Genomic DNA, 21015 nt, shown 5'->3' with positions numbered 1-21015 from the left:
CAACAGGCTGTTCAAATCGATGTGTTTCCCCAGCCTTATGCCATCTAACCCATGTCTGAACTTGTGTCTTATTCTTAATATTCAATTTCTGCATGATCTCTTTCATAGGCACGCCTGCCAATCTCATTTCTACAGCCTTCTGTTTCACTTCAACCGGATAACTCACTCTTGTCCCCATAGAAAAAACACCTCCAAGTCTAATTTCGGATAACAATCATCCGTTTTCAAACTTGAAGGTGTTTTTTATTTGTCTCATCTTATGGGGTCAGTCCCGTCAGTCCCTTTAGGCAGATGTTTTTTTTTGCATGTGGGTAAACCCACGCATTCGTATGGGTGCAGCCTGAAGGGCGCTCCCGGTTAATCCTTATCGATCATAGCTAAAATTGATTCCAGCCAAGAAACATAATTTTTCTCTCTCTCCAGCGCTTTCGTCAGCACAAGATAGTGGCCGAAGTCTGGTGAAGAAAACGACATCGGCTCCGCTGAAGCCATAAGCTTTTCATAGTTTCCCTGCAGATCAGACAGCTTGGCCTTGCGTTTCAGCAGTTGGTCTGTGAACAAATCAGAAGCTTCCTGCCGCGATAGAGATGAGATGAAATATGCCTTCAGCATAAATTCATCCTTCACCGTCTCCGGTATCGGCTGGTGGCGGATCAGCCAGTCATGCAGCTCCTGCTTTCCGCTGTCTGTCAGGGTGTACATCTTTTTCTCCAGCTTTGTGCCTTGAATTGTTGTCCGGAACGTAATAAACCCTTCATCCGTCAGCTTTTTGAGCTCAGGATAGATTTGGCTGTGCTTGGCGCTCCAAAATTGGCCGAGCTCCTCTTTAAAATAACTTGTAATATCATATCCGCTCAATTCGCCTTTTCGCAAAAGCCCTAATATGGCATATTTTAATACTCTCATGCTATCCTCCGTGTCTATAGCTGTTTCGCAACAAAATGAGCAAGTGCTCATCATGATCCTAACTGCCTATTCCCCTTATTATAGAAAAGGGAGGAAGGGAACACAACCCGGTCTGGTTGTTACTTAAATACAAATTCATCGACCATATAAAAAATGATATGTTCAAAATTAAATGAAGGAATTTAGAACTTCCCTTCCTGATTCTATGAGTAGCACAAATATAACTTAAAAATGGTATTGCATTGTCTCAGTATTCAATTTCATTAGGTGTATTGCAACCCTACTGTTACATATTAAATATTTTTTCTATTCATAGGAGGCACAGTTTTCTCTTTTCTGGCTATGAGCATGATGGTAATATCATAATTCTCTTTCTAAGGACAGGCTCCAGCGCTTCTAGGGGGAAGTAAACTACTCATTTTATCAGACAATCAAAAAGCTGATCCATATGAAATGATTAGTTGCTTTAATAATGCACATATAGTTATGGTTCCTTCAATGTATCGGGAATTGTTAAATTATGCTAAAAGCAATGGAGTACTAGATAAATTACATTCCTTAAAGTCCATTTCTTTAGCGGGCGAAGCACTAACACTGGATATCGTTTCTGAATTTTTTTGAAACCTCAAAAGAAATTGAAAACAAACCTATCATTCAGAATTGTTATGGTCCGACTGAAGCAACAGTATGTAGTACCTCATAATATCTATTTGTTTAACAAATCGATAAGAGAAAACATCTTATTATTTGAGGATTTTAATGATGAAGAAATAAACCAGGCACTTGCAATTAGTGGTGTCAATGAATTCATAAAAGACCTGAAAGGTCTAGATAACAATGTAGGGGAAAGCGGAGGAAACTTATCAGGTGGGCAGAAACAGAGAATCGCTGTGGCTAGAGGTTTAATAAGAAATAAACCAATTCTTGTTATTGATGAAGGAACTTCTGCTCTAGACTTAAAAACAAGTTATTCACTTGAAGATAAGCTCCTCAACTTCAATGATTAAACCATTATTGCCATCACTCACAAACTAAATCCTGAGCTTTTACGCAGGTATGATGAGGTTATTTATATGGAAGGTGGAAAAATTGTTGAAAAAGGATCCTTGGATGAATTAGTCCAAAATGAAGGTGCTTTTTATAGATTTTACTCATTAAGAGAGGTCATTTAGTCGTTGAATGACCCTCTTAGGAGGTACTTTATCTAATGGACATATTCCTGATTAATAGAAAGTCCCTTCTCCCTAAGTGAATATTATTATATTAGCGTTTGTTCAGAACAGGTAAAAAACAAGAAAATCATTTTTATTAAAGAGTAGGTATTGGTTTGCGGTCCCAAATCTGCCCAAGCCTAATTATTTTTATGACTATCGTTCGCTTTTCCGCTTCCATATTTTTAAATTAAAGTACTTTATTTAAATTAATGTGATTAATTTAAAATAATAAATCATAGAAAAGAGAGTGGTCGTATGTTAAATGTAAAGAATAACCTTGTTAGCTTAAAACAAATCACAGAAAAACTTGAATCTGTTACAAAAGAAGAAATAAAAATTGTTTTAGATTACATTTTTGCTCGAAGCCTCATCCGGAGAAGGGAGCTAAAGGAGCGATTTGTCCTTTCCTTCCTTTTGCCATCGAAGAAGATACTATATATTGTTCCTTTATAGAAGAATATGTTGAGGACGATCAACAAATGAGAGACATCATTAAGGAAAGTGTAGTTCAATTTAAAGAGTTGAAAATGAAGTCAGAGAAGCCTGAAAAATATAAAACCCTTTTAATTGTGTTTTTAGCTAATAAGTCACTCGATAATATACTTGCTACTATCCATCAGGAATTTAAGCGGCTACTTGTATATGATGGGATGATGATAGGAGACTTTTATTCCACTAACAGTAAGCCAGGACTATATAGTAGCAAATTTAAACCTTTAGTTTGCGAAGTTCCTATGATGGCAATAAGAAATCTGATAAAAGAGGACTTTCCTTTTTTAACAAGTGAACATGACCGATGTGAGGATAAAATAGAATTTCTAAAAGGTTATAAGCATTCAATGGGAAATGAATTAAATGAACGTGAGTTAACACGAGTGAAGAAAGCGATTTCCGATTTGTCCTAACTAATTATTTATAACGAGGAGGGGATAAGGGTCTATCTAGCTATTTAGATAGCTCTTTCTTCTTTCCTAAACATTCAGCTATTTAGATAGCTCTTTCTTCTTTCCTAAACATTCAGCTATTTAGATAGCTCTTTCTTCTTTCCTAAACATTCAGATTAACACTATTACCTTGCAAAATAAATCTTAAGAAAAAAGTAATAATTGCTTAAGGGAAAAGAGAAGTTTGCTTTATATAATAAAAATATAAATGGAAAGGGGAAAGAGAATGACGTACATCTTAAAAACTAACCAACTTACTAAGTCATTTAAAGGAAAAAATGTTGTTTCTGAAGTTAATATGCACGTTAAAAAAGGAGAAATTTATGGGTTTTTAGGTCCGAATGGTGCAGGTAAAACCACTATCATGAAAATGATTACAAATTTGATTAAACCTACAAGTGGGGATATTGAAATTTTCGGTGAGAAATTAACAGATACATCATTTGAAGTTCTAAAGCGAATGGGCACCATTATTGAATATCCAATTTTCTATGACAATCTCACTGCTAAAGAAAATCTATATTTTCATTGTGAATATATGGGGTATTACGATAAAAAGTCTGTTGATCATGCTATTGAGCTCGTAAAGTTACATAATATTGAAAATAAAAAAGTGAAAGAGTTTTCGCTAGGAATGAAACAAAGGTTAGGGATAGCTCGAGCCATTTCTACTAGACCAGAACTTTTGGTTTTAGATGAGCCAATCAACGGTCTAGATCCTATAGGTATAAAAGAATTAAGGGACCTCTTTAAGTTACTCTGCAGAGAGTATGGAATAACATTGTTAGTCTCTAGTCATATTTTAGCCGAAATGGAACAGATGTCGGATACTGTTGGCATTATTCAGAATGGTAAGTTAATAAAAGAAGTATCAATGAAGAGTATTAATGGAAAGCAAGCAGAGTATATAGAGGTGAAAGTCCAAAATATAAAAAAAGCGTTATATATTTTAGAGCAAAATCTAGGGATAAGAAATTTTAAAATTATTGATAAACAGGTAATTCGAATCTACGAAACAGCTGTTACACAACAAAAAATATCTAAAGCATTCATTATGAATGATGTTGGTATAGACAATATAAATAAAAAACATAGTTCATTAGAAGAGTACTTCTTAAGCTCAATGAATGGTGAGGGGACACACACTTAATTAGATAATTACAATTTTGCCTCAAATATCGGAAATATAAAAGCCTAGACACATCGTATTAAATTCTTTGATGGAGGTTATTTAAAGTGTTAAAACTTATGAAGTTAGAGTATAGAAAACATCACTTGTCACAGTATTTTAAAGGAGTGGCACTTTGGATATTAATCATCTTTACCTTGGTTGCTCTTATGGGATGGGGGTCTAGAAACGAAATTGAACCAATGTTTCCTGCTTATGCAGATTTTATGTCTCTAACTAATATTTTTATTAGAATTGTATTTATTAGTTTTGCTGCTGTTATTTTATCCCGTTTAGTTATTGATGAATATAAAAATAAAACAATTCAATTGCTATTTACTTACCCTTTACAAAGAAAAAAATTAATGCAAGCTAAACTATCTATTGTTTTTCTATTCTGTTTTATAAGTATTGTTATTGCTACTTTTGTTATTAACTTGTTAATTTTTTCAATCAGTCCACATTTATATTTATTTGAGAAGCCTGTTGATATGAATGAAATTATTTCTACTGTGCCATCGACTCTTATCACTGCTCTTATGATGGCTGGAGTGAGTCTAATTCCATTGTTTTTCGGTATGAGAAGGAAATCTACAGCTGCTACAATCACATGGGCCGTAGTAATTGGAGTCTTTATTAATGCAACAGTTTCCAATGGAGGAGAAACAGTCAGTTTAAGTCAATTCATTATAATTCCAACTATATTTTGTTTATTTGGTCTTTTAGTGGGTTATCTTTCTTATCGTAATGTGGATAAAAAAGATTTATTGTAAATGAAGATAGAGTTGTTTTTACAATAAAATGAGGAGGAATTAAAAAATGAAAAAGATTTTAATAGCGTCTATAGCGTTAGTAGTGATTGGTGGAATTGCTTTTACTACTTATAAGATAGATGCAAAAAGCTTTAAAAAAAATAAGTCTTATAACGTAGAAAATATTGCAAATTTAAAAGTATATACTGACTCATGGGATTTGAGGTTTAAAAAGAGTAATTCAAATGAGGTAACAATTTCAGCAGAGGGAAAACAAGAAGATAAAGCACCAGTTACATTTCATAAAGATGGAGAAAATTTAGTTATTGAACAAAAGGCACAAAAAAGTAGTGGCTTTCTTGGAGGATTTACTTTTGGGAAGCGGGGCGGGACAATTTATATTAATGTTCCTGAAACAGGCATAAACAATGTCGAAGTAGCTAATAAAGATGGGAATATACAAATGAGCGATATCTCAGTTGATAATATTCTCGTTGATAATAATTCCGGTGATGAAAAAATAAAAGGTGTTTCAGCTAATACTGGAAAGTTTTCATCTATGGACGGATCATTAAATGCTGAAAATAGTTATTTTGAAGATTTAAATATAACTTCTATAAGCGGCGATAACTATATAAAAGATATAGAAAGTTCCAACGTAAAGGTAACTTCTAAAGATGGAGCGGTTTCGATTAGGGACATAACGGAGGGAGAATCTTTAACTGTAGATACGACCACAGGTGATATTGGTCTTTCTTATAAAAAAGCGCCAACTTCTCTCACAGTATTTGCAAAGAGTAATTCTGATATAAAACTCACTCTAGATGAACTTAGAAAAAGTAATAGTGGTGTAAAGTCAATTAAAGGTGAAATCGGCAGAGGAGCAAATAAGCTAAATCTAACTAGTGAGGATGGCGCTATAAATGTTACAAATTAAATATTAAGAGGTTTCTAAAGAGCCTTCAGAACTTTATACCGACATTAAAATGAATGATTTTTAGTCTCTAGAGGTGCTGTCTTAATATTTCATTTAAGAGCAGCACTTTTAATTTGCAGAAAAATTATATAGCCTATATAGAAAACTATTAAGTGCTTTTTCTCATTATTTAGTCCTTTTTTAGAATTGCTGATTCTATAACTTAAAATTGCATCTATGTAACTTTTAAGTCGTATTAAGAAAGAGAGGAAGAATTAAAATGAAATCTACAGGGATAACTAGAAAAGTAGATCGTTTAGGGAGAATTGTATTACCAAAAGAACTACGTGATGCCAAAGGTATCGAAGTGAATACATTAATGGAAATATTAATAAATGGAAATGAAATTGTTTTAAAAAAATATGTATAGTTACTGGTAAGGATTTAGTGCGTAATTTCCGTCTTAGTTCTGAGTATGTACGGGTAGTATTAAAAAAATAGGAATACCTTTTTCCGAGGCCGAGGAACGTAATTACTTATATACAAACATTAAAGTCTTTTTTAGATAAAGAGGAGAGCAACACTAGACAATTAATCTTGCTATAGTGAAGAAATGGTTGTCTGATTTACTTGTTTTACATACACCTAATAAAATTTTATTACTATTGGATGGAAAATTATTATAATATTGAATTACTTGTCTTAAGATTGATGTTAGAGAACCATAAATATCATTTCCATATTAAAGTCTTAAGGAGTGGTAAGCTGTGAGTCACAGAATATTAATCATAGAAGATGATCAGTATATAAGCGATATGGTAAATGTAAGTTTAGTAAAAGAAGGATTTGAAGTTACAGCGGCTGTTGATGGTGAAGAAGCATTAGAGATATTGAAGACACAAACGTTTGACGTAATATTATTGGATCTTATGCTACCGAAGATAGATGGTATGGAATGTCTGAGAATAATTCGGTCTATAAGCATGGTTCCAGTTCTTATTATGTCTGCAAAAGATGAAGATGTAGATAAAGCACTTGGTCTCGGTCTTGGAGCTGATGATTATATTTCCAAACCTTTTTCTATGCTGGAGGTATTAGCTAGAATTAAGGCAACCATTAGGAGAGAGAGACATTATATGAGTTCCCAAGTACCTAGGGAAGATAAGGGAAGAAAAAACAAAGTTGTGAAAATAGGTGATTTGAGTATTGATATCGATGGCTTTTCTGTGAAAAAACTTGATAAAAAGATTAATCTTACAGCAAAAGAATTTAATATTTTAAAGCTATTTATTTCTCATCCTTCGCAAGTATATACTAAGTCTCAACTTTATAAAGCTGTATGGCAAGATGACTATTACGGAGATGAAAATGTAATTAATGTTCATATTAGACGACTTAGAGAGAAAATTGAAGACGATCCATCCCATCCAACGTACATAAAGACTTTGTGGGGGATAGGTTATAAACTAGGAGATTTATAAAATGTTGTATCTAGTGGCCATCTTATTAATATGCTCTTTGGTTTTGAATATTATCCTATTCCGAAGCCGATTACAACAAAGGACTGAGGTTAAATACATACGTAATAAACTCAAAAAAGTTATTAATGAAGAAACAGGCGAAAGATTATTGCTTTACACAGACGATAAATATATTAAATCAATGCTCATACAAATAAATCGGCTTTTAGACCATAATCAAAAGATCATAGGAAATTATAATAGCATAGAACTATCTATGAGAAAAATGCTATCAAATATTTCACACGATTTAAAGACGCCTCTAACCGTTATTCTGGGTTATATTGAGATGATAAATAATGATAAAAATCTAACAACAGAAAGGATTTTAGGTTTATTAAAAACAGTTAATGTTAAAACTGTAGAGGTATTAGAATTAGTAAACCGCTTCTTTGAACTTGTAAAATTGGAGTCAGGAGATAAAAAATTAAGTGTTTCAAGAATAGATATATGCGAAGTGAGTCGGAAAATAATATTAGACTACTACGAAATTTTAATTAATAAAGATTTTGAAGTCGTTATTGATTTACCAGAAGATCCTGTCTTTGTTAGAGGTGATGAAGATGCCGTTGAGAGGGTTCTACATAATTTAATTTCAAATGCCATTCGATATGGTTCTGACGGTAAGGCGATAGGTCTAAAGATTAGAATAGCTGAGAATGATGTCGACATAGAAGTGTCGGATAAAGGAAAAGGGATAAATGAATTGCATAAAGACCGGGTCTTTGAGCGAATGTATACATTGGAGGACTCAAGAAATACCCATTATCAAGGAAGTGGATTGGGTCTAACGATTACTAAGAGATTAGTAGAGCAAATGGGAGGAAGTATATCTTTAGATAGTATCCCTTTTCAAAAAACAGCTTTTACTGTTCGTTTAAAACGGATTAGATACTGATAATGTAACAAACTATCAAATATAATTTGTTTTAAGTGCAAAATATTAGAAGAATCCGCCTGCAAAACTCCAACCATTGTAAGTTCTCAATCTAGACTAGGAAATGTACACCAAAAAGTCTGAGGTTTTTATGGACTTAGTCAATCATACATACTCTCATTTATGACATCAGGCACTTTTTCAAATAAAGCAGACATGTTAAGGTACAACCATCGATTTCTAAAAAATTGAAATAAAAGGAGCGCTGTTTATGCAAATTAAAGAAATTTTTATGATCCGCTGCATTTCGTGCTTAAGTGTCGTTTTGCTCCATATCATTTCAATGGTCCTGATGCTTCAGGCAGAAGCTCTCGCAAATATTACCCACACTGTAGATTCATTTCGCACACTCCTGATGTTTAGCACGCCAGCTTTCATTTTCATCTCTGAATTTTTGCTGGCCCGTTCTTATCCTGACGGGGTGCCGGACGGTTTTTTAAAGAAGCGGGGGAAAGTGATTTTCGTTCCTTTTTTATTTATCGCGGCTATTGATGCCCTGTTGATGACAAGTGCGATGGGGGGAGAGGTTACCTTTCTCGCGATAGTGCAAAAATATCTGGCGAACGTATTGTTAGGAAATTTTATCGGATACTTCATTCTTGTCATCTTTCAATTTTACATGTTGCACATGATGTTTCACGAGTATTTGAAAAAAGCATCGCCGAAATGGGTGCTGTCCATCTCATTTGTGGTAACAGCCGTTTATTTAAGTTATTTCTCAGCGGTCAGCCCGGCTCCTGCTTCTGAAGAAGTCGGGTCGTTTCCGTTCTTCTGGGTTCCGTTCGCAGGCTGGCTCTTCTACTTTTGTCTTGCCTACTATTGTGGAAAAGAGTACAAGCGCTTTTTAGCGCTGCTGAACCAATACCGCTGGTTGGTATACGGCGCCGCAATTGCTTCTGGAGCGCTGGTTGTCACTGTTTCTTATGTAGGCGAAATCGGCATGATCAGCTCAAAACGGCCTGATATCATGCTGTATTCGATAAGCATGATTTTCCTGTGCTTTCACTTGTTTTCTAAAATAAAGCATGTGCCGAAAATCATGATGTTTATCAGCAACTATTCCTTTTCGATTTATCTGCTCCATGCTTATTTTATGATCATTGGCTATGTGTTGCTGTTGAATATGCCGGACATTCCCGCTGTGCCGGCCGTTTTCTTGATGTTTGCCGTCTGCACAGCGGGCCCGATCCTGACCTCATGGGCACTGAATAAATTCAAATACGGTTATTTATTTGTGGGGAAGATCTATCAGCCAAAACAGAAGAAAGTAACAGTAGAAGTGCGTGATCACGCAGGGTGAAAACAAGCGGCAGGAGCCTCTCTCCTGCCGTTGTTGTATGTTTTTTTACTGTAGAACACCATATTTTTTCTTGTAAAATAAAGGAGAAGATTGAAAAGAAGGGAGAGCATACATGACAAAAGCCAATCTAAGCTACCCAATAGGAGAATACAAGCCGAGGAAATCCGTATCGAAGGAGCAAAAAGAGGAATGGATTCAAGCCCTTGAAGAAGTGCCGGACAAACTGAAGAAAGCCGTTGAAAGCATGACAGCCAGCCAGCTTGACACATCTTACCGAGACGGCGGATGGACCGTCCGGCAAGTTGTTCACCATCTGGCTGACAGTCATATGAACAGCTATATACGTTTTAAATTGAGCTTGACGGAAGAGACACCGGCCATCCGTCCATATAATGAAAAAGCGTGGTCTGAGCTAAAGGACTCGAAAACAGCAGATCCGAGCGGTTCACTCGCGCTTTTACAGGCGCTTCACGGACGATGGACGGCTCTTCTCCGCAGTCTAACGAAGCAGCAATTTCAGCGCGGGTTTTACCATCCCGATACAAAGGAGATCATGACGCTAGAAAACGCGCTAGGGCTGTATGTCTGGCACTCACATCACCATATCGCTCATATTACGGAACTTTCCAAACGGCTGGGGTGGTCTTAACGCTTTTGCCGGCGGAAAGCAGGAAGAGTGATAGCAGCAATCACCAGCAGTGAAATCACAGCAGCTGCTGCATATAAATGATCATAGCCGCTGGCGACACTCGCATGAATAGCATCGCTTATCGCGGTTTTGACTTCAGGCACGGGAATGCGTTCGATTTGTTCTTGCAAAGAAGAAATATTAGAGCTGTCGATCTCCGGAATCATCTCCATCGCCTTTCCTGAATGTCCGCTGACCGATAAGCGGTTGCTGATCTCATCACCTATTTGATTAAACCCGGCTGTGATAAAGCCTGCATAAAGAGTGGGCGCCAAGGTCAGGCCAATTTGCCTTACCAATGATAGCGTGCCAAGCGCTGTGCCCTTATTCGTTTTCGCTGCCTCTGATACAAGGACGTTCAGCGGCGCGCCTAACAGAAAGCCAAAACCAATCCCAGCTACCACACTTGCGATTACAAACTCCCATTTCTCCGTCACCCAGAGCGGAAATAAAGCAAATCCCGCACATGAAATGATTCCCGAAAGAACAACCGTTTTCACCGGCCCTTTTTTGTCAGTGAGCGCTCCGCCAAGCCAAGCACCGATGCCGGAAGCTAACGCAAGCGGTGTCATCCAATAGCCTGCTTTTGCGGCCGAGACACCCAAATACTGCTCAACATATGACGGGATAAAAATGACCGCCGCCAACAGTCCCCCGGATAACAAACCGATAATAAGCGTGCGCTGAAACATGTGGTTCCTCAGAAGAGAATACGCCAAAATCGGATCTCCCCCGCGCCTTTCAACCCTCTTTTCAAACGAGATAAGCGCTGCAAAACAGAGAATGCCAAATATAATACACCCATAAACCTCCGGATTTCCCAAGCTGTTCAAAAGATTTGCTCCGTCAAGATTCGTCATGCCGTACATCACAGCTAAAATTGACAGGGACAGAAGGAAGATTCCGGCCGTATCGAGTCGCTTAGCCTCAGGCGCTTTTGTTTCCGCAATAAAACATGCACCGAAAACAACCAATAGCAAGGCAATCGGCAAATTAATTAAAAACAGCCAATGCCAAGAACCGGTCCAATCAAGCAGAAAGCTTCCGATATTCGGCCCGAGCACAGCGGCCATCCCGTTCATCGCACCAAGCAGCCCAAGTGCTTTTCCCTGTTTTTCCTTTGGAAGTGTAGCGAGAATGTGAGAGCTGCCGATAATGAAAATCCCGCCGCCACCAAGCGCCTGAATCAGCCGTGAGATTAGAAAGAGCGGGAAGCTTTGGCTCAAAGCAACAAGCAAAGAACCGAGTCCGAACAAGCAGACCTCAATGAGAAAGAGTTTCTTTCTGCCGTAGCGGTCGGAAAGCTTTCCGACGATCGGCACACTGACGCTAAGGCCGAGCGTGTATAGGGTAATGCCCCATGACCCCCAGGAAGGAGAAACGGCAAACGACTCGTTTATCGTTGTTAAAGCAGCAGAAATAATTCCGTTATCCAGCGCAGCCATAAACACACCAATCGTAAACAGGCTGATCGCCCACTTTTGGCTTTTCTGCACTGTCAATGCTTCAGTCATATTCTTCAACTCCTTTTTAATTCACTTTAAATATATTATTCATTTGAAATGAACTAAATGTCAAATAAAAAAAGCCTGACACCTCGCTTTGCGGATGACAGACTTACAGAGTTATTCTTTTTTCGCATTCTCTAATGCTCTTGAAAGGATAGACAGCCCTTCGGATACAGCCTGCTTTTCTTCTGGGGACAGCAGCTCCAATGAACGCTTTAATTTCAAGTGGCCTTTTTCATAAAGCCCCCGAAAAATATTTTTTGCATTCTCCGTCAACTGAACAACGACTGAACGGCGGTCCTCCTCAGAATGTGAGCGTTTGACAAACCCTGATTTCTCAAGGCGGTCAAGCAGTCCTGTTGTATTGGATAAGGAAGCCCCCATTTTTTCTGCAATGTCGCTGACCTTCAGTGTACCATGGTTGTTTAATAGCATGAGCACTTTCATTTGCGGCATGCTCATATCCAGCTTCATCCATTCGGACACATCACCGAGGCCGGCAGAGGTTAGTACTTTCATATAGAGCACCCATATTTCCCGTTCCTCAGATGAAAGAATGTCTTCGTTTAATACCGTTGTATCATGTAGATTGTATTCCATTTCATCACTTCCTCATCATTCACTCCTCTTACATAATACTCGATTTTCACCCCTGATAGAAAGTGAGCGGGAACCGCATGCGGGACTTTGTCCGAAAAATAACGGTAGTGTATAATGAGTTGGAGATTATTGGGGGAGAAGAGCGAACTAGATTATGATTGGAGAGACCATTGCTGATTAAAAAGAATGCTTTATCAATTTTAAAAATCGTTTTTCCTATTGCAGTTTTATTATTTGTTATTTATCAATCGAAAAAAGAACTGACAAATCTGTCATTCAAACGTACGCTCATGGTCATCAACGGACTTGAGCGAACGGACTTATTCATCCTTGTATTGATCGGCTTGCTGGCTGTTGCGGCTATGTCGCTGTATGATTACGTCCTGAAATACTCATTGCGCCTATCGATTACAAACGGAAAGGTATTCAGGGTTTCATGGATCGCTAATTCATTTAATAACGTCCTTGGATTCGGCGGATTAGCCGGAGTCGGGTTAAGAATGATGTTTTATAAAGAGCATACGAAAGACCACAAGGCGCTCGTCAAAGGAATTGCCTGGCTTACTTCATCTATGCTGCTCGGGTTATCAGTTTTCAGCATTTTCGTCGCCGCACGAGTGTTGCCAGTGGATGAAGTCATTAATGAAAAGCCTTGGCTATGGGCGGTCGTTATCGGTTTCGCACTGATTATGCCGGTATCTTTGGCGGTGGCTAAAATAAAAGGCCGCAAAGGCGGAGACGAAGAGAATTCGGACAAAGTGAAAAATCCAATTTTCGCTTATATCGGCGCTTCTGTTGCCGAATGGTTTATGGCTGGAACCGTCATCTATCTGTCATTGTTCGCTATGGGCATTCAGGCTGATATCAGGTATGTGTTCGGAGTGTTCGTCATTGCGTCGATCGGAGGAATGATCAGCCTTGTGCCGGGCGGCTTCGGCTCGTTTGACCTTTTGTTTTTGCTCGGGATGGAGCAGTTTGGCTATCATCAGGAGGCCATTGTTACTTCTATTGTTTTATACAGGCTCGTCTATTCATTTATCCCATTCGTTTTGGGACTGTTCTTTGCTGCCGGCGATCTGACCGAAAATACAATGAAACGACTCGAAACGAACCCGCGTATCGCACCTGCAATTGAGACGACAAACGTTTTGCTTGTCGTACAGCGGGCGATATTAGTGAAAATTTTGCAAGGATCACTTTCGCTTATTGTTTTCGTTGCAGGCCTGATTGTTCTGGCTTCAGTATCCCTGCCGATTGACAGGCTGACCGTCATACCGCACATTCCGCGCCCGGGTCTTTTGCTGTTCAACGGTCTGTCCTTAAGCTCAGCGCTCATTCTGCTGATTTTGCCGATTGAGCTTTATAAACGGACAAAACGCTCCTATACGATGGCCATTACAGCGCTTGTCGGCGGCTTTGTGTTCAGCTTTTTAAAAGGACTTAACATCAGTGCGATATTCGTACTGCCGATGATTATCGTATTACTCGTGCTTTTGAAAAAACAATTTGTTCGAGAACAGGCATCCTATACGCTGGGACAATTGATTTTCGCTGTGGCGCTGTTTACCGTGGCACTCTTTAACTACAATCTGATCGCGGGCTTTATTTGGGACCGGATGAAAAAGGTGATGCGCCACGAATATTTCGTCCACAGCGATTCTCATATCACGCATGCGACGATCATGGCGATTATCATCGTGCCGCTGTTCTTCTTCATATTTACAATGGTATATCATAAGAAGACAAAACCAATCGGGGAAAAAGCTGATCCCGAACGCCTTGCTTCGTTTTTAAATGAAAAAGGCGGCAACGCGCTGAGCCATCTCGGCTATCTTGGAGATAAGCGGTTTTATTTTTCAAGTGATGGGAATGCACTTCTTCTTTTTGGAAAAATCGCCAGAAGGCTGGTCGTGCTCGGCGATCCGTCAGGGCAAAAAGAATCGTTCCCGCTTGTGCTGGAAGAATTTCTGAATGAAGCGCATCAGAAGGGCTTCAGTGTTTTGTTCTATCAAATTGAACGAGAGGACATGGCGCTGTATCACGATTTTGGCTATAACTTCTTTAAGCTGGGTGAGGAAGCCTATGTGGATTTAAACACATTTACCCTGACAGGGAAGAAAAAAGCCGGCCTTCGGGCAATCAATAACCGATTTGAGCGGGAGGAATATAGCTTCCATGTGGGCCATCCCCCATTTTCTAATGTGTTTTTGGAGGAACTGAAACAAATCTCAGATGAATGGCTCGGCTCGAAAAAGGAGAAGGGGTTCTCACTCGGATTTTTTGATCCTTCATATTTACAGAAAGCGCCGATCGCCTACATGAAAAATGCAGAAGGAGAAATCGTTGCATTTGCTAATGTCATGCCGATGTATCAGGAAGGAGAAATATCGGTCGATCTGATGCGCTACCGCGACGACGCCCCGAATGGCATTATGGACGCATTATTCATCCGCATGTTTTTATGGGCGAAGGAGGAAGGCTGCACGTCGTTTAACATGGGGATGGCGCCATTGGCCAATGTCGGCACCGCCTTTACATCCTTCTGGTCAGAACGATTTGCCGCTGTCATCTTTAATAATGTCAGATACATGTACAGCTTTAGCGGGCTCAGGGCCTTTAAAGAAAAATACAAACCGGAATGGCGCGGAAAATACTTGGCGTACCGGAAAAACAGATCTCTTTCCGTCACCATGTTCCTCGTCACACGGCTGATCGGCAAAAGCAAAAAAGACTCCGTCTAACCAGACAGAGTCCTAGCGTGTCGACAAACCCTCGCACTCGTTGTCTAGGCTGCGCTTCGGTGCTCACGTGTGATGAAAAGAACGGGGGTTAAATGATCAAGCGTCCTGCCTAAACACCGACGTCCAACGATGAAAGCCTGCTCCGATGCTCGTCCATCCTAGACTTCAAAGGTTTTTCTATCACGCTGAAAAGATGACAAAATCCTAAAAGATTAATTGTTTTAGGATTCTATCAAAAACCCATTTTCTTTTGAAAATGGGTTTTCTTAATAATACTGAAAATTCATAATCATTTTTGCTATACTGACAGAGACATTGATAAAGAAAGGGAGGCAGACAAGTGAAAGAAATAGAGTTTTAAAATATGAAGCATTTACAAGCAGTCCCGGCAAAGGAAACCCCGCAGGTGTCGTATTGCATGGAGACAATTATACTGAAGAAGAGATGCAGATCATAGCTAAGCGTGCCGGATATTCAGAAACCTCCTTTATCCGGAAAAGCGAGCCGGCTGATCTCGAACTCCGTTACTTTACCCCTGGACACGAAATGAATTTGTGCGGTCATGCAACAGTTGCTTCTCTTTACTCATTATGTGAAAAAGGGATGCTGGAGAGCGGTAAAACGTACAGCATCCAGACAAAAGCCGGTATCCTGCCTGTGAAGATTTCTGAAAAAGAAGGCCGCATTCATATCACGATTGAACAGGCTTCGCCGCAATTCAAACCATTTACAGGCGATCGGAAAAAACTTGCTGCCGCATTGGGAATTACGGAAGAAGATTTTCATGCCGATCTTCCGATTGTGTTTGGAAGCACTGGCATATGGACAGCCATCATTCCGCTTGCATCACTAGAGGCCTCAAAAAAAATGGTGCCTGATAACAAACAATTTCCGGAAGTGTTAGTTGATCTGCCGAAGGCTTCGGTCCACCCGTTTACCTTTGAAACCGTTCACCCTGACAGCGACCTGTGCATGGACGCCACTTTTCATCTCCGTTTTCGGGAACGATAGAAGACCCTGTGACGGGCACAGCATCCGGTGTGATGGGGGCATATATGAAACAGTACGGCAATACCGAGCAGCGTAAATTTACCATTGAACAAGGGCAGGAAATCGGGAAAGACGGAAAAGTGGAAATCGAAATAAACGAGGAAGGCGATCATGTGAAAGTGAACATGACAGGAACGGCAGTATACTCAGAAACCCTTATTCTTAAAATCTAATACAGGTCATGGTTTACAAAAAGATGCACTTTCCGTTATCATTATGAATGATAATCATTTTCAATTGCTTAGGAAGGTGAAACGGTATGCCTCAATCCGAACAGATAGAACAACATTCAGCACTGCGGGACATCATACGCAGCAGAAGATCAATTCGAAAATTTAAACAAGAGCCAGTGCCTTCAGCAGTCATTCTTGACATGCTTGAAACCGCAAAATATGCGCCAAATCACAGAGTGACAGAGCCATGGAGATTTATTTACGTTTCCAGTGAAACAGGAAAAACAAATCTGATCAACACATTTGCAGCATTCTCTAAAAAATCCAAGCCGGATATGACAGAGGAAAAGCTTCATAATTTCAAAAACACACTTGGACGCGTCCCCGGATTTCTGCTCGTCGTGTTTCAAGAAGATGAAAACGAAAGAGCGCGAGACGATGATTTTGCGGCAACCAGCTCATTGATCCAAAATCTTCAGCTTCTTGCCTGGGAAAAAGGAATCGGCATGGTTTGGAAAAGCGGAAAAATCCTTTACGACAAAGAAGTGCATCAGGCCTTTGGTTTACAGGATAATGAACGATTCGCCGCCATCATACAAACGGGCTATCCTGACGAAGCACCAGAAGTGAAAAAACGCACGCCGATCCGTGAACGGTTCACCGACATGTAAAAAACCCCCTGTCTCAAACGGAGACAAGGGGGTTTTTCATTAACGATTTTTCTTTTTCGCTCTGTTGTCTGCTGCTTTTGCACGCTTTTGCGCTTCGCGGTCATCCGCATCAGCAAGCTCGCTTGAATATTCTTCGTAAACGCCGTCAGTTTCCCTTTTTAATGCGTCGGGAACTTGAGGAAGCTTTTGTTTGTTTTTATCACGGTTTTTGTGGATATGATTTCTGCCCATATCAAATTCCCCCTAAAAAGTGATATCAAACAAACATAGTATCTGGCATAAAGGGGCTATGTATTCCTATTTCCGCTTAGCAGCTTTTTCCGCTTTTTTAAATTCGCCTGAATAAAGAACTTCTTGCATTTTTTTCAGGTTGGCGCCTTGCTGGTGCTTCTCCCTCTTCTTTTCCATAAAAAGGACCTCCTTCAACCATGTTATTCTTAAGGTTGACGCTTCCTTCCGTTTTTATACAGTCTTTCGGACCGTGATCAGCTGTGAGAGTGCCAATTCAAGGTCCGAATATGAAAAACGAAATCCAGAGATCATCGCTTTTTTAGGAAGAACGCGCTGTCCTTTCACAATCAGAAGACTCATTTCACCCAATGCTTTTGATAAAAAGAATTCCGGGACAGGGAGCCAGTGCGGGCGGTGCTTCACACGTGCAATCGTTTTTCCGAATTGTTTCATTTCCACAGGATTGGGCGCAGTGACATTCATGGGTCCTGAGATTCCGGCGTGTTCTATTGCGTAACGGATCATCTGGGCCGCGTCCTCGACGTGAATCCATGACAGCCACTGTCTGCCGGTTCCGATCGTTCCGCCGGCCAGAAGCTTATAGGGAAGAACCATGAGAGGGAGAGCGCCTTTTTCTCCAAGCATCACGCCAAATCTCGCATAAACCGTCCGGATGCCCATCGCCTCAATGTTCTGTCCTTCCTTTTCCCACAAATGCGCAGTATGGCTGAGAAAATCCTCATCTGATGTTACAGATTCCTCTGTAAAGGTTTTCTCAAGACTAGTGCCGTAAATACCCACGGCACTGGCTTGGATCAATGCCTTCGGTTTTTCATTTTGTTTAAGAATTAGCCGCCGGACTTCACGCGTCGCATTGATACGGCTGGAGAGAATGTGCTGCTTCGTTTTTTCTGTCCAGTGGCCAAAAATCGATTGTCCCGCAAGATTCACCCAAACATCGATAGGAGGAAGTTCATGCTCCGGCGCGGCTCCTTCCGTCAGCCATTGGACATATGTCATATTTTTTTGTTCAGTTTCCCTTGCGTTTCTTGATAAAATATAAACATGGTGTCCCTGTCGGGTAAGAACGCCTGTCAGATGCAGGCCGAGAAAACCGGTTCCGCCCGTCATTGCTATATTCATGAATATCTCTCCTCATCGTTCTAGTAAATATACTTTACCTCATTTTCATAAAAGAAAACGCGTTTCAGGCCTGAGAAGGGAGAATAAGATGCCATTTATTACAAAAATATCAACGCAAAAGAAGAATACGGAACGCTTCAATATCTTTCTCGATGAAAAATACGCTTTTAGTGTGGACGCGGACGTGCTCGTGAAATTTGACCTCAAAAAGGGAAAAGAACTTGATGACCTTGACATCATTGAGATTCAATACGGCGATGAAGTAAAGAAAGGCTTCAACCGTGCGCTTGAATTTTTATCCTACCGGATGAGGTCAACGAAAGAGGTTGAGGACCACTTGAAGAAAAAAGAAACCTCGGCGCCCGTCATTGTGGAAGTCATCCATAAGCTGAACGACTACAAGTACTTAAACGACCAGGAATTTGCCGCGGCCTATGTCAGCACCCACAAAAAAACGAATGGAAAAGGCCCTGACGTTTTGTTCAGAGAGCTGAGAGCAAAGGGAATCGACGACGATACAATTAAGGAGGCGCTTAGTTCCTTTTCCTTTGAAGACCAGACGAGAGAAGCGGTCAAGCACGTTGAAAAGCTTCTCAAAAAAGATAAGAAGCTTTCGACGAAAGAGCTCAAACAGCGTGCCCAGATGCAGCTACAGCGCAAGGGCTTCTCATTTGATGTCATCAGCGCGGCACTGGAGCAGATTGAATATGAAAATGATGAAGACACAGAGAAAGAGGCGTTGCGCCTTCACGCAGAAAAAGCATTTAGAAAATACCGCTATGACGGCTCATATGAAAGTGCCATGAAGGTCAAACAATTTTTATTCCGCAAAGGATTCTCACTCGATTTAATCGATCAATTTCTGCAGGAAGAGGAGTAGCTGAAAAAAATGGAGAAACGATACAGTCAAATGACACCACACGAACTCAATACCGAAATCGCATCACTTTCTGAAAAAGCAAGAAAAGCTGAACAACATGGCATCATAAACGAGCTGGCAGTGCTCGAACGGAAAATTACGATGGCAAAAGCATATTTGCTGAACCCGGTAGATTTCTCACCGGGAGAAACTTATCGTGTGGGAGACTCTGAAGACGAGTTTACGATCAGCTATTTAAATGGCGTTTTCGCATGGGGATACAGAACCTCATCCCCTCAGCAAGAGGAAGCGCTGCCAATCTCAGTATTGCAAGAAAAGAAGCAAGCGTAACAGGGAGGCTGGATATCAGCCTCTTTTTTATATGCAGCACATTTACACAAAATCTTAAAGAAAAAATCATTGAACTCACTCCAAAAATCTTTTAAGATGAAACTCGTTGTTTTTTAAAAATCGAAGGAGGCGATGACGTTGCGTATCAAAAACCCATCTGTAAAATTTATTATATTTGTTCTTATGATTTGTACATTTTCAATCGGATACACAGAATACGCAGTGATGGGTATTTTGACGTCGATTGCCAATGACTTTCATATACAAGTTTCATCTGCGGGGCTTCTTGTCACGGCCTATGCGGCAAGCGTTTGTTTGACTGGCCCGATTGTCACCATCATTTCCGTCAAGCTCCCGAGAAAGCCTGTGCTGCTTGGGTTGATGGCGATTTTTATTCTTTCTAACCTGATGAGCGTGCTGGCGCCGAATTTTGCGGTATTGGCTGTCTCAAGAGTTTTATCTGCATCCATTCATGGCGCTTTCTTCGCGATTGCCATGGTATTTGCCAGTGAAATGGTTCCGCCGGAAAAGCGTGCCGCTGCCGCTGCATCAATGAATGGCGGGCTGACAGTAGCTCTCATGCTCGGCGTTCCATTCGGTTCTTTTCTCGGAGATGTCCTGAATTGGAGAGCTGTATTCTCCATCATTACAGCCCTGGGTGTCATCGGATTTTTAGGCCTCATGGCTGCTGTGCCGAACAGAAAACCAAAAGTGATCCCGATGCTTATGAATGAGTGGGGGGTATTTAAACACAAACAAGTGCTGTATTCCTTCGCGATTACAATTTTAGGCTATTCCGGCGTCTTTATCGCCTACACCTTTATCGAACCGATTTTGAGACATTCAGCTGGGTTCGGCACGGTTGGTATTACAGGTGCTCTCTTTGCGTACGGATTGGGAGGCGTTGCAGGAAATTTTTTTGCGGGAAAAGTGCCGCTTCCCCTACTGACTCGAACGATGATCGGCGTGATGATCGGTTTGATCGGTGTGCTAGCCGTATTTCCTTACATCTCCATTTACCCGGCTGCAGCCATTATTGCAACATTCTTATTTGGAGCATGCGCATTCGGTACACCTCCTCTGCTGCAAACGAAGGTCATTTCCTCATCTGAGAGCGGCACAACCATTGCCGCTGCTGTCAGTGTGTCGGCGTTTAACCTTGCTAATGCGCTAGGTGCGTGGATCGGTGGATTGATTTTAAGCGGAACAGGCTCTTATTCCTGGCTGTTCGCGGGCGGAGCGCTTATGACCGCATGCGGACTCGTGCTTTCTACCTTCGCACATTTATCTGAAAAGAAGAGCGGCTATGAGTATCAAGTCAATAAAGGGTAAAAAAACAGCTG

The 21015-nt window shown here is 40.4% G+C and carries 22 protein-coding genes and 1 pseudogene; 16 read left to right on the top strand and 7 right to left on the bottom strand.

Translation table 11 applies throughout. From position 1 onward, the window contains the following. The coding region (locus Q3W56_RS18930; protein ID WP_302896499.1) for a helix-turn-helix domain-containing protein at positions 1–178 on the bottom strand (178 nt) is incomplete at its 3' end. Positions 179–357: 179 nt separating this feature from the next. After that, complete coding sequence (gene padR, locus Q3W56_RS18925; RefSeq protein ID WP_302896497.1) at positions 358–906, bottom strand: transcriptional regulator PadR; 549 nt, start codon at positions 904–906, stop codon at positions 358–360. Between the two features lie 665 nt (positions 907–1571). Between padR and Q3W56_RS18920 the strand changes: the two genes are divergently transcribed. The 10 genes from Q3W56_RS18920 (at position 1572) to bstA (ending at position 10306) form a co-directional block, all read left to right on the top strand. Next, complete coding sequence (locus tag Q3W56_RS18920; RefSeq protein WP_302896498.1) at positions 1572–1913, top strand: ATP-binding cassette domain-containing protein; 342 nt, start codon at positions 1572–1574, stop codon at positions 1911–1913. 518 nt (positions 1914–2431) lie between these two features. Further along, positions 2432–3025 (top strand): DUF6875 domain-containing protein, encoded by a 594-nt coding sequence (locus Q3W56_RS18915; RefSeq protein WP_368045777.1) that lies wholly within the window; start codon positions 2432–2434, stop codon positions 3023–3025. A gap of 265 nt (positions 3026–3290) precedes the next feature. Beyond that, a complete protein-coding gene (locus Q3W56_RS18910) occupies positions 3291–4214 on the top strand; it encodes an ABC transporter ATP-binding protein (RefSeq protein WP_302896495.1) in 924 nt (307 codons plus the stop codon). Positions 4215–4300: 86 nt separating this feature from the next. Beyond that, the gene (locus Q3W56_RS18905) at positions 4301–5005 is read left to right on the top strand and encodes an ABC transporter permease (protein ID WP_302896494.1); all 705 of its coding nucleotides are present in this window, start codon (positions 4301–4303) and stop codon (positions 5003–5005) included. 46 nt (positions 5006–5051) lie between these two features. Beyond that, on the top strand, positions 5052–5921 hold the full coding sequence (locus Q3W56_RS18900) for a DUF4097 family beta strand repeat-containing protein (protein WP_302896493.1): 870 nt from the start codon (positions 5052–5054) through the stop codon (positions 5919–5921). A gap of 259 nt (positions 5922–6180) precedes the next feature. Next, positions 6181–6330 carry an AbrB/MazE/SpoVT family DNA-binding domain-containing protein gene (locus Q3W56_RS18895; protein WP_302896492.1) on the top strand — a complete coding sequence of 50 codons (150 nt, stop codon included), beginning with the start codon at positions 6181–6183 and terminating at the stop codon, positions 6328–6330. Between the two features lie 337 nt (positions 6331–6667). Beyond that, on the top strand, positions 6668–7381 hold the full coding sequence (locus Q3W56_RS18890; RefSeq protein WP_302896491.1) for a response regulator transcription factor: 714 nt from the start codon (positions 6668–6670) through the stop codon (positions 7379–7381). A gap of 1 nt (position 7382) precedes the next feature. After that, on the top strand, positions 7383–8318 hold the full coding sequence (locus Q3W56_RS18885) for a sensor histidine kinase (RefSeq protein WP_302896490.1): 936 nt from the start codon (positions 7383–7385) through the stop codon (positions 8316–8318). A 250-nt stretch (positions 8319–8568) separates the two neighbouring features. After that, the gene (locus tag Q3W56_RS18880) at positions 8569–9657 is read left to right on the top strand and encodes an acyltransferase family protein (protein WP_302896489.1); all 1089 of its coding nucleotides are present in this window, start codon (positions 8569–8571) and stop codon (positions 9655–9657) included. Positions 9658–9769: 112 nt separating this feature from the next. Next, complete coding sequence (gene bstA, locus Q3W56_RS18875) at positions 9770–10306, top strand: bacillithiol transferase BstA (RefSeq protein WP_302896488.1); 537 nt, start codon at positions 9770–9772, stop codon at positions 10304–10306. Here the strand turns inward: bstA and Q3W56_RS18870 are convergent. Then, the gene (locus tag Q3W56_RS18870; protein WP_302896487.1) at positions 10303–11859 is read right to left on the bottom strand and encodes an MFS transporter; all 1557 of its coding nucleotides are present in this window, start codon (positions 11857–11859) and stop codon (positions 10303–10305) included. The genes bstA and Q3W56_RS18870 overlap by 4 nt on opposite strands. A 111-nt stretch (positions 11860–11970) precedes the next feature. Continuing rightward, positions 11971–12453 (bottom strand): MarR family transcriptional regulator, encoded by a 483-nt coding sequence (locus Q3W56_RS18865; RefSeq protein WP_302896486.1) that lies wholly within the window; start codon positions 12451–12453, stop codon positions 11971–11973. Between the two features lie 170 nt (positions 12454–12623). Between Q3W56_RS18865 and mprF the strand changes: the two genes are divergently transcribed. The 3 genes and pseudogenes from mprF to Q3W56_RS18850 all read left to right on the top strand — a co-directional run bounded on the left by mprF (position 12624) and on the right by Q3W56_RS18850 (position 17088). Then, positions 12624–15194 carry a bifunctional lysylphosphatidylglycerol flippase/synthetase MprF gene (gene mprF / locus Q3W56_RS18860; RefSeq protein WP_302896485.1) on the top strand — a complete coding sequence of 857 codons (2571 nt, stop codon included), beginning with the start codon at positions 12624–12626 and terminating at the stop codon, positions 15192–15194. 318 nt (positions 15195–15512) lie between these two features. Beyond that, positions 15513–16417 (top strand): annotated as a pseudogene (locus Q3W56_RS18855) (PhzF family phenazine biosynthesis isomerase). 86 nt (positions 16418–16503) lie between these two features. Continuing rightward, positions 16504–17088: a nitroreductase family protein gene (locus Q3W56_RS18850; RefSeq protein ID WP_268401347.1), complete on the top strand. Its 585-nt coding sequence runs from the start codon at positions 16504–16506 to the stop codon at positions 17086–17088. 39 nt (positions 17089–17127) lie between these two features. Here Q3W56_RS18850 and Q3W56_RS18845 read toward each other — a convergent pair whose 3' ends face one another. The 3 genes from Q3W56_RS18845 to Q3W56_RS18835 form a co-directional block, all read right to left on the bottom strand. Beyond that, positions 17128–17319: a YfhD family protein gene (locus Q3W56_RS18845; RefSeq protein ID WP_242734684.1), complete on the bottom strand. Its 192-nt coding sequence runs from the start codon at positions 17317–17319 to the stop codon at positions 17128–17130. A gap of 66 nt (positions 17320–17385) precedes the next feature. Next, entirely contained in the window at positions 17386–17496 is a 111-nt protein-coding gene (locus Q3W56_RS18840; protein WP_003223230.1) for a YfhE family protein, read from the bottom strand. A 54-nt stretch (positions 17497–17550) separates the two neighbouring features. Beyond that, complete coding sequence (locus tag Q3W56_RS18835) at positions 17551–18462, bottom strand: TIGR01777 family oxidoreductase (protein ID WP_302896483.1); 912 nt, start codon at positions 18460–18462, stop codon at positions 17551–17553. 88 nt (positions 18463–18550) lie between these two features. Between Q3W56_RS18835 and recX the strand changes: the two genes are divergently transcribed. From recX to Q3W56_RS18820, 3 genes are all read left to right on the top strand, one after another. Then, the gene (recX, locus tag Q3W56_RS18830; RefSeq protein WP_302896482.1) at positions 18551–19342 is read left to right on the top strand and encodes a recombination regulator RecX; all 792 of its coding nucleotides are present in this window, start codon (positions 18551–18553) and stop codon (positions 19340–19342) included. Positions 19343–19351: 9 nt separating this feature from the next. Continuing rightward, on the top strand, positions 19352–19672 hold the full coding sequence (locus tag Q3W56_RS18825; protein WP_268401343.1) for a YfhH family protein: 321 nt from the start codon (positions 19352–19354) through the stop codon (positions 19670–19672). 138 nt (positions 19673–19810) lie between these two features. After that, positions 19811–21004: an MFS transporter gene (locus Q3W56_RS18820; RefSeq protein WP_302896481.1), complete on the top strand. Its 1194-nt coding sequence runs from the start codon at positions 19811–19813 to the stop codon at positions 21002–21004. Positions 21005–21015: the final 11 nt, after the last annotated feature.

This window comes from Bacillus sp. C28GYM-DRY-1, assembly GCF_030519405.1.
Taxonomy (GTDB): Bacteria; Bacillota; Bacilli; order Bacillales; family Bacillaceae; genus Bacillus; species Bacillus spizizenii_A.
Note: the sequence above shows the minus strand (reverse complement) of the source record. Positions and strands in the feature narration are given on the sequence as shown.

Bases quoted from the DNA above. Each gene is read 5' to 3' on its own strand.
- padR (WP_302896497.1), bottom strand. From the start codon at position 906: ATGAGAGTATTAAAATATGCCATATTAGGGCTTTTGCGAAAAGGCGAA.
- Q3W56_RS18920 (WP_302896498.1), top strand. From the start codon at position 1,572: ATGGTCCGACTGAAGCAACAGTATGTAGTACCTCATAATATCTATTTG.
- Q3W56_RS18910 (WP_302896495.1), top strand. From the start codon at position 3,291: ATGACGTACATCTTAAAAACTAACCAACTTACTAAGTCATTTAAAGGA.
- Q3W56_RS18900 (WP_302896493.1), top strand. From the start codon at position 5,052: ATGAAAAAGATTTTAATAGCGTCTATAGCGTTAGTAGTGATTGGTGGA.
- Q3W56_RS18895 (WP_302896492.1), top strand. From the start codon at position 6,181: ATGAAATCTACAGGGATAACTAGAAAAGTAGATCGTTTAGGGAGAATT.
- Q3W56_RS18885 (WP_302896490.1), top strand. From the start codon at position 7,383: ATGTTGTATCTAGTGGCCATCTTATTAATATGCTCTTTGGTTTTGAAT.
- Q3W56_RS18880 (WP_302896489.1), top strand. From the start codon at position 8,569: ATGCAAATTAAAGAAATTTTTATGATCCGCTGCATTTCGTGCTTAAGT.
- bstA (WP_302896488.1), top strand. From the start codon at position 9,770: ATGACAAAAGCCAATCTAAGCTACCCAATAGGAGAATACAAGCCGAGG.
- Q3W56_RS18870 (WP_302896487.1), bottom strand. From the start codon at position 11,859: ATGACTGAAGCATTGACAGTGCAGAAAAGCCAAAAGTGGGCGATCAGC.
- Q3W56_RS18865 (WP_302896486.1), bottom strand. From the start codon at position 12,453: ATGGAATACAATCTACATGATACAACGGTATTAAACGAAGACATTCTT.
- Q3W56_RS18850 (WP_268401347.1), top strand. From the start codon at position 16,504: ATGCCTCAATCCGAACAGATAGAACAACATTCAGCACTGCGGGACATC.
- Q3W56_RS18845 (WP_242734684.1), bottom strand. From the start codon at position 17,319: ATGGGCAGAAATCATATCCACAAAAACCGTGATAAAAACAAACAAAAG.
- Q3W56_RS18840 (WP_003223230.1), bottom strand. From the start codon at position 17,496: ATGGAAAAGAAGAGGGAGAAGCACCAGCAAGGCGCCAACCTGAAAAAA.
- Q3W56_RS18835 (WP_302896483.1), bottom strand. From the start codon at position 18,462: ATGAATATAGCAATGACGGGCGGAACCGGTTTTCTCGGCCTGCATCTG.
- recX (WP_302896482.1), top strand. From the start codon at position 18,551: ATGCCATTTATTACAAAAATATCAACGCAAAAGAAGAATACGGAACGC.
- Q3W56_RS18825 (WP_268401343.1), top strand. From the start codon at position 19,352: ATGGAGAAACGATACAGTCAAATGACACCACACGAACTCAATACCGAA.